Here is a 13,154-nt window from a genome sequence, read left to right as displayed (position 1 = left end):
ATTCCGCGTTCATCCGTTGCCTCCACTCGGGTGCTCCCGTTCGGGGTCGCGCAGATCGATCTGGACCTCTGGCCGGCTTCGAACGGCGAGGCCCGTGCGCCGTGGCGGTCGGTAACCGAGCGAGGCCATCGCCGCGCCGAGCCCAGGGACCCGTGCGATCAAGGCCTCGGCGTCGCGTTTGGACAGCCGCTGCTCGTTATCGTCGCGATCTGCGGACGAGGCCATGGTACGGGCGTTCAGGGCGTCGGCCATCGCCTCCTCCCATTCGAGGTCCAGGTCGGCCAGTACCGGCATCAGGCATTCGCGCGGCCGGGCGACCAGGTCCTCGAAACGGACCTCGTGGTAACGGCCGGTCGACCGGCGCAGCCGGTGGCACTCGAGCATCTGATGCCAGTTGCGCAAGCGATCCTCCAGATAGGCCTGCGTCAGGAGCGTCCCATTCCAGCGGGCGCAGGACCGCGCGAAGTCGAATGGATGCCGGACCAAATGGAGCCACGAGGCCTCGGGAAAGATTGCATCGTAAGCCCGCCAATCGTGATCATACTGCGGCAGGCCGCTCCACAACTCCTTGAATCCCCAAACGCGGTGGCCGATCCGATCGACGCCGAGCAGTTCGGTGAAGCAACCGGCGACCAGGCGTCCGACCCGCGCCCGCTCGCGGGCCAGCTCATCAGGTCGCAGCGGCGGCAGCGGATCCGCCGCCGAGCGTGGGCCCAGTGCATGCTGCCGCGGCCAATTGAGCCAGAAACGGTCATACCAGATCTCGTTCCACAAGCGGAGCGCCAGGAAGCTCGTCTCGCCCTTGAAGTCGAGCGCACTGTGCGCGTCCAGCAGCCGCATCGCGAGCGTCGATCCAGATCGGCCCGCGCCGATCAGGATCAGCGGGCGTTCAAGCCTCATGAGTCGTCAATCCCGTCGTGATGGATCGGTTGGGTTCGAGCTGTCGTGAACCGACACCGCGGCATCCAGGTTCGCGAGCGAGGTCGTGTAGCCGCGGTAGGCGCCGGCGATCTCGAAATCCAGCACGTCGGCGCGCCGATCATACATCTCGAGCGCGTTGCGCGCCGCACTGACGGTCAGGAAATAGCGACCGGGCGCGATCCACATCGTGATGTCGAAAGCGACCTCGAGGATCGCGCCGACGCGCGGTGTCGGGATCGGCGCATCGTGCAGCAGCGAGCTCGAGCCGTAGACCTCGTGACCCTGGATCGTCGTGATCCGAAAACCGAAGGCGATGGTGTCGAGGGGCTCTGCGACGCGGACCCGGAAGGCGATACGGCACATCTTGCCGGTTTCCAGGATCCGGGTGCGATGACCCAGCCAGTCGATCAGGGCCACGTCGAGGATCTGCGCGCGGCCATTGCCGACTCGCACCTCGGTCGACGCCGGTTCGAACGCGGCACCATCCGCCGGATCCGGCGGTCTTGCCCCATCCATACCCCCGCTGTCCTCGGCGAACAGCATCCGGTTGTACTGATTGAGGATCGAGCGCGGGTCGCCGTCGGCGATCAGCCCGCCTTGCTCGAGCAGCAGCGCCCGATCGCAGAAGCCGGTGATCGGCCGTGGGTCGTGCGAGACGAACAGGATGGTCCGCCCCTGATCGCGCAGCTCCTGCATGAATTGATAGCACTTGCGTTGAAAGCGGGCATCCCCGACCGACAGGGCCTCGTCGACGATCAGGATATCCGGTTCGACGCTGACCGCGGTGCTGAAGGCGAGCCGCGCCTGCATCCCGGTCGAATAGGTCTTGAAGGGTCGATCGATGACGGTGCCGAGTTCGCTGAACGCGATCACCCAGTCGAGCTTCCGCTCGACCTGCTGTTTCGACATGCCCAAGCAAAGCCCGCCCATCAAGATGTTGTCGCGTCCCGAATACTCCGGGTGGAAGCCGGTGCCGAGCTCCAGGATCGATGACACGCGACCCTTGACCGACGCATGCCCGGCGGTGGCCTCGAGCGTCCCGGTCAGGATCTTGAGCAGAGTGCTCTTGCCGGCGCCATTGCGACCGACGATGCCGACGGTCTCGCCGTGCGCGACCGTGAAGCTCACATCCCGCAGCGCCTCGTAGGATTCATGGCGGCGGCGGCGCAGCAGCAGCTCCCAGAAGAGGTCGGATGGGCGCGCGTAAACCTCGAATCGCTTCGACAACCCGCTGACCTCGATCGCCGCCGGCGCACCCGTCACAGAAAATCCCCAAAGAGCACGCGCAGCCTCTGGAAGACGCGAAAACCGAGATAGAACAGGGCCGTGCTGAGTGTCATCAAGACAATCCAGGACACCGGGTGTTCGATGCGGCCGAAGTACAGGAGGTCCTGATAGCACCAGACGAGGTGACTGAATGGATTCAGCAGCAGGACCCAGCGCAGCGGCGGCCAGGCGTGCTCGACCCAGGTCGGCAGGTAAAGGATCGGCGCAAGAAACAGGCCGGCAGTCGTGAAGACCTGGACGATCTCGCGCAGATCCCGCAGATACACGGTGGCCGCCGCGAGCAGGTACGCGACACCGATCATCGCGAGCAATTGCAGCAGGAACAGGACCGGCAGCAGGGCCACCGTCCAGGGCAGACCGGATGGATCGACGAACAACGCATAGCCGAGCAGGATCGGCGTGGCCACCAGTTGCGTCACGCAGGCGGCGAGGACGACCTTGACCGGCAGCACCTCGAGCGGAAAGGCGACCTGTTTGACCAGACTGGCATTGCCAATGACGACGACCGTGCTCTTGTTCATGGCGTCGGCGAACGTGATCCACGGGATCAGGCCGGCGAGGATGTAGACAACGAAACTGCGGGGCATGTCCTCGGTCAACCCGAGGCGGGTCGGAAAGACGTACGCGAAGATGAACACGTAGAGACCCATCAGCAGCACCGGATGGCCGATGGCCCAAACGGAGCCGAGCATCTGACCGGCATAGCGCTCGGAGATCTCGCGCCGGGTCATCTCCCAGGTCAGCTGGCGATAACGGGTCAGCAGCAGCATGAGCTGGGCAAAGGCCGGCCGGCGACGGCGGGCCGGCGTTCGGGAGGCCGACATGATGGATGGCTTGCGAGTCTGGGGTCGTGCGAGTGATCGTCGCCGATGACTGGGCGCGCTACGGCAGCCCGTCCGGGCCGACGAAGTAGCGCCGGCCGTTCGCGTTCGGGTCCGTGCCGTCGGTGGTGGAGAAGATCAGTTGGTCGCTCCAGTGCGAGTAGCGGCCGCCGCCGCGGCGTTCGATATCGGCATGGGTCTGGTGTGCGAACCCGACCGGCTTGTCCCCCTCGAACAGCATCAGACGCGAGCGCCGCGGGTGACCGAGATCGTCGGCCTGGTCGCGAAACGCTGGCAAGGGTGCCTCCCAGGCCAGGCCTTGGCGGTGGCGGAAGGGTCGGGGCAGCTCGATTCGCGTTTGGTGCGTGCGCACCTCGTCCCAATAATTGGCCGCCCCGCGCCGGCGAAACAGATACTCGGCATTGCCCTCGCCGGCGTACAGATTGACCAGCTCGAGACCCAGGCGGTCGTGACAGAATGCCTGGGTCTCGGCGAGGCCGGCGAACTCCATCGGATAACCGCCGAGCCAATCGCGCACATCGGTCCAGAAGGCCATGCCGCGATCGCCGCTGTAGCGGCGGATCGTCACGAGCGGGTTCCGCCCCGAGCGCAATTCCGGCCAGACCGTCGAGCGCCAAGCGTAGCTCCACTCCATCAGGCGCCGGCCGATCGTACCCGATCGATTGTAGCGCTGCTTGAGGGCGATCCAGTACTCGGGCGGCGGGTCCAGATAGACATCGCGGCAATAGAGCGCAATGTAAAAAACGCCGTCGGCGGCCAGCGGTCGCGATGCCAGTTCGATGGCCTGCCACATGTCGCCCGTGTGGTGCAGGACGCCCCAACTGTAGACGATGTCGGCTGGTTCCAGCGCCTCCATGAAGGCGCCGTCGAGCACCGAGCCCTGGGTCACGGTCCAGTGATCCGGTGCCCCGGCCAGTGCGCGCACGCGCTCGGTCGTGGCGACAGAATTCGGGTCATAGTCGAACGAGACCACGCGTTCGGCGCCGGCACGCAAGGCTGCGAGCGAGTGCAGCCCGCTCCCGCAGCCGATATCGAGGAACCGGCGGCCGCGCAGGTCCGCGAGGCCGAGGAACCGCAGCAGGTGGCGTTGCGCCTCGGCGATCCGTTCCTCGTTGAGGTGCGCCGCGACGAAGCGCGACCAGTTCTCGCCGAAGCCGAAACGCATGGAATCTTCGGTCATACGCTGTTCTCTGCTGCAGTCGAGCCCATCGCGCGATCACCGCGCGGGCAGGTCGTAGATGGCCAGGGTCTGATCGATCATTCGTTCCAGGCCGAACCGCTCGCGGACGAAAGCCGGGCCGGCCGCGGCGAAACGGGCACGCTGCGCGTCGTCGGTCAAGAGTCCGGACACGGCATCCGCGAGCCGTTCGGCGTCGGCCTCGACGACGAACAACCCGGTCACGCCGTCGAGCAAGGCTTCGCCGGCGCCGCCGCCACCGCAAACGACGACCGGCGTGCTGACGGCTTGGGCCTCGATCGCGACGTTCGGGGTTCCCTCCCACCGCGAGGTCAGCAGCAACAGGTCGAAGCTCGACAAGGCCAGCGCATGGGCCGACGTCGGCGGCCGCAGATGGACGCGGCCGGCGAGCCCCAGCGCCTCGATCCGCGCGGCGATGGTTGCTTGCAGCGGGCCGGCTCCAAAGAGCAGACCCTGGACGTCGCCGTGGCGGTCCGCCAGCCGGGCCAATGTCTCGATCCAAAGCAGTGGGCGCTTCTCGTCCGAGAGCCGAAACATGCCGCCGACCAGCCGAGCCCCATCGGGGATCCCGTGAGCCGATCGCCAGTCGGCGATCGCCGCCATCGATGCGCGGGTCGTAGCCGTTAGATCGACGCCATTGTACACCACTTCGAAACGGTCGGGCGCGAGCCCCAGCCAAACCGCGTAGTCGGCGCCGCCGCCCCGGCTGTTGTTGACCCAAACCACCTCGGGTCGTTCCGCCATGGCTTGGTAGGCGGGTTGCATATAGGACTGAAAGATGTAAGGAAAATGCACCGGGCTCACGTTGCGCCCGGATAGCAGGACGCGCGGCACACCGGCCAGCAGCGCCGCCAATCCGGCGCTGACGCTGCTGTGATCGAGCCACGCATGCACGATGGCCGGGCGCTGATCGACGAAGGTCAGGTACAGATTCGCGACCTCCTGCGCGAGGCCCGGCGGCAGGTCTTGCAACGCGGCGCCGACGCGCACCGTCAAGGCCGTGATCTCTGGATCCTGGGCGCGTACCCAGCTCTCGACCGACATGGCCGGACCTCCGACCTCCTGAACCGGGATCCCCGCGTCCTTCAAGGCTCCGAGGAAGAAGTCGTTGCCGGGGTGGCCGCGCAGGTTGGCCACCAGGACGGTCAGGTCGCGGAGCCCCACCTGTTGCAGACCCAAGGCGGTATTGACGATCTGGCGTTCCGCGCCCCCAGCCGCCAGCGTTGGGCAAGCGATGACGACACGACCCGGCACCGCCCCGTCCGGCGAAATGCGCCGCAGATCGGCGGTCTGAAGGAGTCGCCGAAAGCCCCGCCGATCGACGAACTCCATGAGGCTGCGTGGATCGGTCCCGGGCTCCTGGCGGTTCATCCGTCGGGCAGCGCGAAAGCGTTGGGTATGCTGATGCAGCTTGCCGACCACCTTGGCGATGGCCATCATCGCGAGCCACTGCGCAGCCCACCGGTCGAGACGCCAGTATGCGAGCCTCCGAACGCGCCGACGGAAGGACTCACGCAGCATCCGGGCCGTGATATTCTCGCGGCCACCGACAAAGAGGATCCAACGACCGAGGCGCGGTGGGAGGCGCCAGCTGTAATCCGCCCGACAGAACCGGCCCACCCGATCGGGGTGGCGGGCGAGGAACGCCGCCGATGGTGCCTGATCGATGATCAGGCTTTCGATCCCCGGTCGCGACAGGAGTTCGACGAGTTGTGGCTCGGGCACCTCGAAAGGCAGGGCCAGCGTGAGCGGCTCGTCGCCGCGGTGTCGGCGACACCAAGCCAGTCCCGCCTCGACGCGCGGATCCACCAAGGGAGCAAGGAGAGGACTCGAGTTCTGCAACGACAGATTCCGCTCGGTCATTCATGCCTATGGCAAGGCAGTTGAGATTTGAGAATCGAATTGGCCGGCGGCGGTAATCATGTCACATCTCGCGGGAATCGTCGTGCGTCGATCTGCGTCCACGATGTGGATCGGGTTGCCTGGTTGACCCCGCTCGGGGAAGTCTGCGAGTGCTTCATCTGGTGCTGCCGTGCCTACTGCCCGATGGGAGCCAAATTCACCTCGTGGCGGAGACCCGGGCGGCGACGTGGCGCGAGGCACGCGCGACCTGAACGGTGTTTCCACGCAGAAGCTTAATCGGCGACCGGATCATGTATTCCAGTGCCCTTAACAAGGCGATCGTCTGCAGAAGAGGATCGCTATCTGTTGGACCTCGTTCGCTAAGCCGTCTTGAATCTGGCACCGGCTGCGGGGATGACTGATCCGGCCGACTTGGCCCTGGAGCAGCGATTAGGTGATGATAATCGACGTGCAGAAACCGCTGAAGCCCCCACCTATGTGACCCGTTATGATCATTGCCGTTGTCGTTTCGTTTTTTCCCGATGTTGCGACGCTGTCGGGTAATCTGGATGTGATTCGCGATCAAGTCAACGAGGTGATCCTGGTGGACAATGGGTCGCCGGCCATGGCGCTTGACGCGCTCGAGGAGAAATGCGGCAGGGCTATCACTCTGTGTCGGCTTGGTTGCAACACCGGGATTGCTGGGGCCCAGAATGTCGGGATTCGGATAGCCCTGGAGCGCGGCGCAACCCATGTTGTCCTATTTGACCAGGATAGTGTGCCGCAGGCGGGGGCGGTCCGCCATCTGCATGAGGTCGCGCTCGAACTGGACAGTCGCGAGGTGCCCGTCGGGCTCGTCGCGTCGTCGGTCTGTGACATCCACCATCCAGGCGGGCTACCCTTCTTCCGGCTCGCGAACGGCGTCGCGAATTGGATCCAGTGTCCCCAGGCTGGTGGTATCATCGAGATCGACACGGCGATTGCCTCTGGGAGCCTGATACCGGCAAGGACCCTGCAGAGCGTGGGTGCCATGAACGAGGCCCTGTTTATCGATCTGGTCGATATCGACTGGTGCTTCCGTGCCCGCGCACATGGTTTTCGCAACTTCTGCGCCTGCGACGCGCGCCTATCTCATCGGCTCGGGGATCGGCCGGCGCAGGCTCTTGGACGCGTGACCGCGAGTCACTCGCCGTTACGCAATTATTACTATTTTCGCAATGCTGTCTGGCTGTTTCGACAAGACCATGTGCCTGATGTGTGGAAGCGGGCTTTGGCACGCCAGCTGCGTAATCGCTATCTAACCTACCCGCTGTTCGCGCGGCCACGGTGGTCCTATCTGCGGCAAATGACATGGGGTCTTCTACATGGTATGCGGGGACGCTTGGGTCCCAGGTGATGGCGCCCCGGGATCACCGGATCGAGGCGCGCGGCGACCACGTAGGCTCGGCGTCGCACCCGATCGATCTGCTGATGCTCACGCGTTACGGCCCGTTGGGGGCCAGCAGTCGAGTCCGCATGATGCAATATCGGTCATCGCTGGAGGCTGCCGGGTTTCGGGTCGAAGTCAGCTCCTTCTTTTGCGATGAGTACGTGCGCCAGCTCTACGCCGACGGTCGGCGTCGGCCCTGGCCGATCACTTTGGCCTATCTGGGGCGCTTTGCAGCGCTGATCCGGGCGCGCCGTGCCGGAGTGGTTTGGCTCGAAAAGGAGGCGCTGCCGTTTCTTCCCGGTGGCCTCGAGCGGTTGTTCGCGCGTTCTGGTGCGGCCTTGGTCCTTGACTACGACGACGCCGTGTTCCACCGCTACGATCAACATCAGTCACCATTGGTACGGCGATTACTTGGCCGTAAGCTGTTCCCGCTGCTGCGGGCGGCGCGGCTGGTGACGGCCGGCAGTGCCTATTTGCGTGATTACGCGCAGGCGGCCGGCGCACCGCGCGTTGAACTGATCCCAACGGTTGTCGATCTAGATCGTTATCCGCTGATGCCCGAAGGCCCTGATGGGGAACTGCGCATCGGCTGGATCGGGTCGCCCCAGACGGCTGCGTGTTACTTGGGTGAACTTGCCGCCCCCCTTCAGCGTCTCGCCCGGGTGCGGGCCCTGCGCTTCGTCGCGATCGGTGCCGGACCGCCGCCAGCGCTTGGTGTGCCGATCGAGTCGCACCCTTGGTCGGCCGCGACCGAAGGCACGCTGTTGGCGAGCATCCATCTCGGCGTCATGCCGCTGCCCGATGCGCCGTTCGAGCGCGGAAAATGCGGATACAAATTGATCCAGTATTGCGCCAGCGGGCGGCCGGTCGTCGCTTCGCCGGTTGGAGTCAATGCCGAGATCGTCACCCCGGATGTCGGGATGATCGCGTCGGGGCCAGACGAGTGGTTCGCGGCGCTGAAGCGGTTGGCTGACGATCCGACGTTGCGCGCGCGCCTCGGGAGCGCCGGCCGGCGCAAGGTCGCCGAGCATTATTCGCTGGCGGCGGTTGCCCCGCGCGTGGTGCGGCTGCTTGGCGAGGCCGGCCGCTGCTGAACCAGTCACGTGGGTACGGAGGCAACGACAGGACGCGCGTAGCCCGTGGCTTTTTTTGTGTTAATCTAAAGGCTTGCCTGCCGCCTGAGCATGGTAAACGGGCGGCGGCGCGTTCCGGCTCCCGAGATCGCAAAGCCCCATCGAACCCCGCGAGTGCCCTTCGATTCAGCCAATGGATTCCCCTCAAAGCATGACCGCCTCGGTAATCATCCCGGTCAAGAACGGTGGGCCTTTGTTTCGCGAAGTCCTCGCCCGAGTCATGGCCCAGCGTGCGCCCTGGCGATACGAGTGCCTCGTCATCGATTCGGGTTCGACCGATGGCTCGGTCGAGGCGGCGCGGCGCCAGGCCGGAGTTCGAGTGCATCAGATCGCGCCGGCCGAGTTCGGTCACGGCCGGACCCGAAACCTCGGGTGCCGGCTGACATCCGGTGACTTCATCGTGTTCCTGACGCAGGATGCGCTGCCCGGCGACGAACGGTGGCTCGACCACCTGGTTTCGGCCGCAGCCCGATGGGACGATGCCGCTGGCGCCTTCGGTCGTCATGTGGCTTATCCAGATGCGCGAATCGTGACGCACCGCGAACTCGAGGCGCATTTCGCCGGGTTTGGGTCCGAGGTCACGCGGGCGCGCATTGATGACGCGGAACGTTTTCGCGCGGACCCCGGTTACCGGCAGGTGCTGCATTTCTTTTCGAACAACAACGCGTGCATCCGGCGCGACGTCTGGCAACGGCTTCCATTCCCGGAGATTGACTTCGCGGAGGATCAGGCGTGGGCGCTCAAAGCCGTCGAGGCTGGGTACTCGAAGGTGTACGCGCCGCACGCCTGGGTTTATCATTCGCACGATTTCGGGCTGCTCGAGACCAGTCGGCGCGCCTTTGACGAGGCGCGTGCCTTGCGCCGCCTGTTTGGGTACGACTTGGTCCCGACCTGGCGTCATCTGCTGCGCGACTGGCGCCTGGGCAGTCGTCGCGACCTCGCTTGGGTCCGCGCGGCACCGGCGCCCTGGACCCGGCGTGTGGCGCAGGGCCTGTATGCGCCCTGGCTGGTCCTGGCCAAATTGCTCGGGCGCTATCTTGGAACACATCACGGGCGCTTCGGGGCCTGGACCCGCCGCCTGTCGCGCGATGAGGCGCTGCGGCGCCGCTGATCGCGCCTCAGGATGACGAACATGTGGAAGACGCTCGATCGCTATTCACGGTCTTATGCCTTGCGCGTCGCGCATGCCGGCTTTGCCGATGCGACCTGGCACGCGTTGCGGCGTTTGCTGGACCGCGCCCTGCGCCGCCCGCCGCCTGTACCCGACGCGCCGGAGCCGGAGTCGGAGTTGGACGCAGGGCCGACCCGGGAATCGGCCCCGGTTGCGGCCGAGGATTCTCCGGCGCCGGCTGACCAATGCGATATCCTTGCCTCCTATCGCATGGTGTCCGCCGGTTCGGTCGATCCGGCGCCCGGCCCCCTGGTCCCGCGCTCGATGAATTGGATCGTGCCGGCCTTCTCGCTCGGCAGCGGTGGGCATCTGAATATCTTCCGCATGATTGCGATGCTTGAGAGCCGTGGCTACCCGTGCCGGATCTTCCTGCCGGAACAGGCGCAACTCACCGACGCAGCACATGCCCGCGAGCTGATCAACACGCACTTCGTGCCGCTCGCCGCCGAGGTCGGAATCGGGCTCGACGCGATGCCCTGTTGCGAGTTCGTGGTCGCGACCGGGTGGGATACCGCGTACTGGGCCAAGGCCTTCACGGGCGCGCGCCACCGCCTGTACTTCGTTCAGGACTTCGAACCCTATTTCTATAGCCGCAGTAGCGAATACGCACTCGCTGAACACACCTATCGAATGGGCTTCGTCGGCCTGACCGCTGGCGGCTGGCTGGCCGAGAAGCTGCGGACACGCTATGGCATGACCACGCATGCGTTCGGCTTTTCGTTCGACAAGGACCGCTATCGGCCGCAGCCGCGGTTGCCTGGTCCGCGGCGCGTCTTCTTCTATGCCCGGCACGTGACCCCGCGCCGCGGTTTCGATCTCGGACTGTTGGCGCTCGAGCGGGTCCATCGCCGCTGTCCGGATGTCGAATTCGTTCTCGCCGGCTGGGATTGCTCGGCCTTCGCGATCCCGTTTCCGTACCGCGACATGGGTGTTGCGCCGCTCGACGAGCTGCCCGGGCTCTACGCTCAATGCGATGTCGCCCTGGTGCTGTCTCTGACGAACCTGTCGCTGCTGCCGCTCGAGGTCATGGCGTGCGGCTGTCCGGTCGTCTCGAATCGCGGCCCGAACGTCGAATGGCTGTTGCGTGACGGCGAGAACGCAAGCCTCGCAGACCCGACACCGGACGCCCTCGCTGCCGCCGTGATCGCCGTGCTCGAGGATGCCGATCTGCGCGCGCGGCTGATCGAGGGTGGTCTGGGCTTCGCGGCCGCGACGGACTGGGAGGTCGAGGGGCAGCGGGTTGCCGAACGGTTGCAGTCGATTGCCGCAACCCCCGATGCCTTGGACGATTGACGTGGCCTTTCCCTGGCCCGTCTTCCGCATATGGCTGCGCCGCGACATCAAGTCGCGCTACGCGGGCTCGTTGGCCGGCCTGCTGTGGGCTGTCATCAGTCCGATCGCGACCATTGCGCTCTTCTACCTGCTGTTCGCATTCATCTTTCAGATCCGGGTCCCCGAGATCGCCGCGCAAAGCGGTTTCTTCTTCTATCTGTTGGCGGGTCTGCTGCCGTGGCTCAGCATCGCCGAAGGGCTCTCGCGCGCGACCGGCGTTATCGTCGGTCACGAGGGCTTTCTGCAGAAGCAGGCGTTCCCGGTCGAGGTCTTGCCGGTCACCGTCGTGACCGCGTCGCTGGTGACCCAAGGCGTCGGCACCCTGGTGTTCGTTGTCCTGTTGTGGTGGGCTGGGATCCTGGGTGAAGGCGTGCCCTGGTTATGGCCGCTTGCGCTGATCGCGCAGCTTGCGATGACCATCGGCCTGGGCCTGGCGCTCGCGGTCCTGGCGATGCATCTGCGCGATCTGTTGCACGCGACACCGCTGGTCTTGCAATTCCTCTTCTACGCCTCGCCGATCCTGTATCCGATGTCGATGGTGCCGGTGGCCGTTCATCACCTCTACCTGCTGAATCCATTCGCCGTGTTGGTGCGCACCTACCACGCGGCGTTTCTTGGCCTGGAATTGCCGATGGCGGTGCTCGTGAGCCTTGGTATCTGGACGCTGGTACTCGGGGGCGGCGGCTATCTGGTGTTCCGCACGCTGAAGCCGACCCTTGGTGAAACGCTATGACGGCGTCCGATCCCGGCCCGCCGGTGCAACTCGCCGGCGCGGGCAAGGCCTATCGTGTTTACCGGCGGCCGCTTGACCGCGTCAAGGAGGTCTTTTGGCGGCGGCCCTGCCACGATCCCTTGTGGGCGCTGCGCGACGTCGATCTGGAGCTGACGTGCGGCGAGACCTTCGGCCTGGTCGGGGAAAACGGGGCCGGCAAGAGCACGCTGCTGAAGCTGGTCGCCGGGACCCTGCGGCCGACCGTTGGCCGCGTCCGGGTTGCCGGCCGGGTCGCGGCCTTGCTCGAGCTCGGCGCCGGGTTTCACCCGGACGAGAGCGGGCGCGAGAACGTGCTCTTGATGGGTGCCTTGAACAAGGTCCCGACCCGCGCGCTGGATGACTACTATCGGAGCGTCGTCGACTTCTCCGAGCTGCCCGAAGCGGTCCTCGAGCGGCCGGTCAAGACCTATTCCTCGGGGATGTTCATGCGGCTCGCTTTCGCTGCGGCGACCGCCGTCGAGCCGGACGTGCTAGTCATCGACGAGGCCCTGTCGGTCGGCGACATGCACTTTCAGAAGAAGAGCCTGGACCGGATCATGTATTTCCGCGAGAGCGGCCGCACCGTGCTGTTCTGCTCGCACAATTTGTATCAGGTGCGCTCGCTGTGCGGTCGTGCCGCCTGGATCCACCAGGGCCGCGTCGTCGCCCTCGGCGCGACCGAAGAGGTGGTGACGGCCTACGAGGCCCACGAGCGTGCGCGGACCGAACGGGCCCGTGTCGCCGCGCCGGCGTCGGGCGCTGCCTGGCGGCCGGTCGCCGCGGCGAGTGCCCCGGTCCGGCTCGTGGCCGTGACCATCGAGACCCCCGACGGCGTCAACCCGACCGTTATCGAGACCTTCCAGCCGGTTCGGTTCGTGATCGAGGTCGACAGCCACGAACCGCGGCCCTTTCATCTCGGCCTGGCGATCCGACGCAACGACCAGGAGAACGTGTTCGGCACGGCGACCCACTTCTTGCATGCCGATGCGTCCTTGCAGGGTGTCGGACGACAGGTCGCGGCCTTGCGGATCCCGGCCTTTCCGCTTTTGTCCGGCGACTATGCGCTGAACCTCTACGTGCTCGACGACACCGGCCTGCAGGTCCTCGACATGGCCGAGGGGATTCTGCCCTTTCGCGTCCTGCACGCCGGACGCGAATTCGGCCTGGTTCATCTGCCGCATGAATGGGAGTTGCCGTCATGACGCTGGCCGAGCGCTTGCGGCTGGGCTACCTGCTGCCGGCCCTCGC

The 13,154-nt window shown here is 65.7% G+C and carries 11 protein-coding genes; 6 read left to right on the top strand and 5 right to left on the bottom strand.

Annotated elements, in window-relative coordinates; all coding sequences use genetic code 11:
* Positions 1-9: 9 nt before the first annotated feature.
* From ABC977_RS09825 to ABC977_RS09805, 5 genes are read right to left on the bottom strand one after another with little or no spacing between them, the layout of a single operon-like run.
* Complete coding sequence (locus ABC977_RS09825; RefSeq protein WP_369667080.1) at positions 10-900, bottom strand: sulfotransferase family protein; 891 nt, start codon at positions 898-900, stop codon at positions 10-12.
* Positions 901-906: 6 nt separating this feature from the next.
* A complete protein-coding gene (locus tag ABC977_RS09820) occupies positions 907-2,184 on the bottom strand; it encodes an ABC transporter ATP-binding protein (protein ID WP_369667079.1) in 1,278 nt (425 codons plus the stop codon).
* Positions 2,181-3,032 (bottom strand): ABC transporter permease, encoded by an 852-nt coding sequence (locus tag ABC977_RS09815; RefSeq protein WP_369667078.1) that lies wholly within the window; start codon positions 3,030-3,032, stop codon positions 2,181-2,183. The genes ABC977_RS09820 and ABC977_RS09815 overlap by 4 nt, the downstream gene beginning before the upstream one ends.
* A 58-nt stretch (positions 3,033-3,090) precedes the next feature.
* Positions 3,091-4,230 (bottom strand): class I SAM-dependent methyltransferase, encoded by a 1,140-nt coding sequence (locus ABC977_RS09810; RefSeq protein ID WP_369667077.1) that lies wholly within the window; start codon positions 4,228-4,230, stop codon positions 3,091-3,093.
* A gap of 36 nt (positions 4,231-4,266) precedes the next feature.
* The gene (locus ABC977_RS09805; protein ID WP_369667076.1) at positions 4,267-6,111 is read right to left on the bottom strand and encodes a glycosyltransferase; all 1,845 of its coding nucleotides are present in this window, start codon (positions 6,109-6,111) and stop codon (positions 4,267-4,269) included.
* A 487-nt stretch (positions 6,112-6,598) separates the two neighbouring features.
* Here ABC977_RS09805 and ABC977_RS09800 point away from each other — a divergent pair, with 487 nt between their 5' ends.
* The 6 genes from ABC977_RS09800 (at position 6,599) to ABC977_RS09775 (ending at position 13,108) form a co-directional block, all read left to right on the top strand.
* Positions 6,599-7,486, top strand: coding sequence for a glycosyltransferase family 2 protein (locus ABC977_RS09800; RefSeq protein WP_369667075.1), 888 nt, complete (start codon positions 6,599-6,601; stop codon positions 7,484-7,486).
* 74 nt (positions 7,487-7,560) lie between these two features.
* Entirely contained in the window at positions 7,561-8,613 is a 1,053-nt protein-coding gene (locus tag ABC977_RS09795) for a glycosyltransferase family 4 protein (protein WP_369667074.1), read from the top strand.
* A 190-nt stretch (positions 8,614-8,803) separates the two neighbouring features.
* On the top strand, positions 8,804-9,763 hold the full coding sequence (locus ABC977_RS09790; RefSeq protein ID WP_369667073.1) for a glycosyltransferase family 2 protein: 960 nt from the start codon (positions 8,804-8,806) through the stop codon (positions 9,761-9,763).
* Between the two features lie 21 nt (positions 9,764-9,784).
* Complete coding sequence (locus tag ABC977_RS09785; protein ID WP_369667072.1) at positions 9,785-11,116, top strand: glycosyltransferase family 4 protein; 1,332 nt, start codon at positions 9,785-9,787, stop codon at positions 11,114-11,116.
* Between the two features lies 1 nt (position 11,117).
* Positions 11,118-11,888: an ABC transporter permease gene (locus ABC977_RS09780; RefSeq protein WP_369667071.1), complete on the top strand. Its 771-nt coding sequence runs from the start codon at positions 11,118-11,120 to the stop codon at positions 11,886-11,888.
* Positions 11,885-13,108 carry an ABC transporter ATP-binding protein gene (locus ABC977_RS09775; RefSeq protein WP_369667070.1) on the top strand — a complete coding sequence of 408 codons (1,224 nt, stop codon included), beginning with the start codon at positions 11,885-11,887 and terminating at the stop codon, positions 13,106-13,108. Before ABC977_RS09780 ends, ABC977_RS09775 begins: the two co-directional genes overlap by 4 nt.
* Positions 13,109-13,154: the final 46 nt, after the last annotated feature.

The sequence above is a fragment of the Thioalkalicoccus limnaeus genome (assembly GCF_041197575.1).
Classification (GTDB): domain Bacteria; phylum Pseudomonadota; class Gammaproteobacteria; order Chromatiales; family Chromatiaceae; genus Thioalkalicoccus; species Thioalkalicoccus limnaeus.
The sequence above is the reverse complement of the archived record's forward strand: the minus strand, read 5'-3'. Positions and strand labels throughout refer to the sequence as shown.

Bases quoted from the DNA above. Each gene is read 5' to 3' on its own strand.
- ABC977_RS09800 (WP_369667075.1), top strand. From the start codon at position 6,599: ATGATCATTGCCGTTGTCGTTTCGTTTTTTCCCGATGTTGCGACGCTG.
- ABC977_RS09815 (WP_369667078.1), bottom strand. From the start codon at position 3,032: ATGTCGGCCTCCCGAACGCCGGCCCGCCGTCGCCGGCCGGCCTTTGCC.
- ABC977_RS09775 (WP_369667070.1), top strand. From the start codon at position 11,885: ATGACGGCGTCCGATCCCGGCCCGCCGGTGCAACTCGCCGGCGCGGGC.
- ABC977_RS09785 (WP_369667072.1), top strand. From the start codon at position 9,785: ATGTGGAAGACGCTCGATCGCTATTCACGGTCTTATGCCTTGCGCGTC.
- ABC977_RS09825 (WP_369667080.1), bottom strand. From the start codon at position 900: ATGAGGCTTGAACGCCCGCTGATCCTGATCGGCGCGGGCCGATCTGGA.
- ABC977_RS09795 (WP_369667074.1), top strand. From the start codon at position 7,561: ATGCTCACGCGTTACGGCCCGTTGGGGGCCAGCAGTCGAGTCCGCATG.
- ABC977_RS09810 (WP_369667077.1), bottom strand. From the start codon at position 4,230: ATGACCGAAGATTCCATGCGTTTCGGCTTCGGCGAGAACTGGTCGCGC.
- ABC977_RS09790 (WP_369667073.1), top strand. From the start codon at position 8,804: ATGACCGCCTCGGTAATCATCCCGGTCAAGAACGGTGGGCCTTTGTTT.
- ABC977_RS09805 (WP_369667076.1), bottom strand. From the start codon at position 6,111: ATGACCGAGCGGAATCTGTCGTTGCAGAACTCGAGTCCTCTCCTTGCT.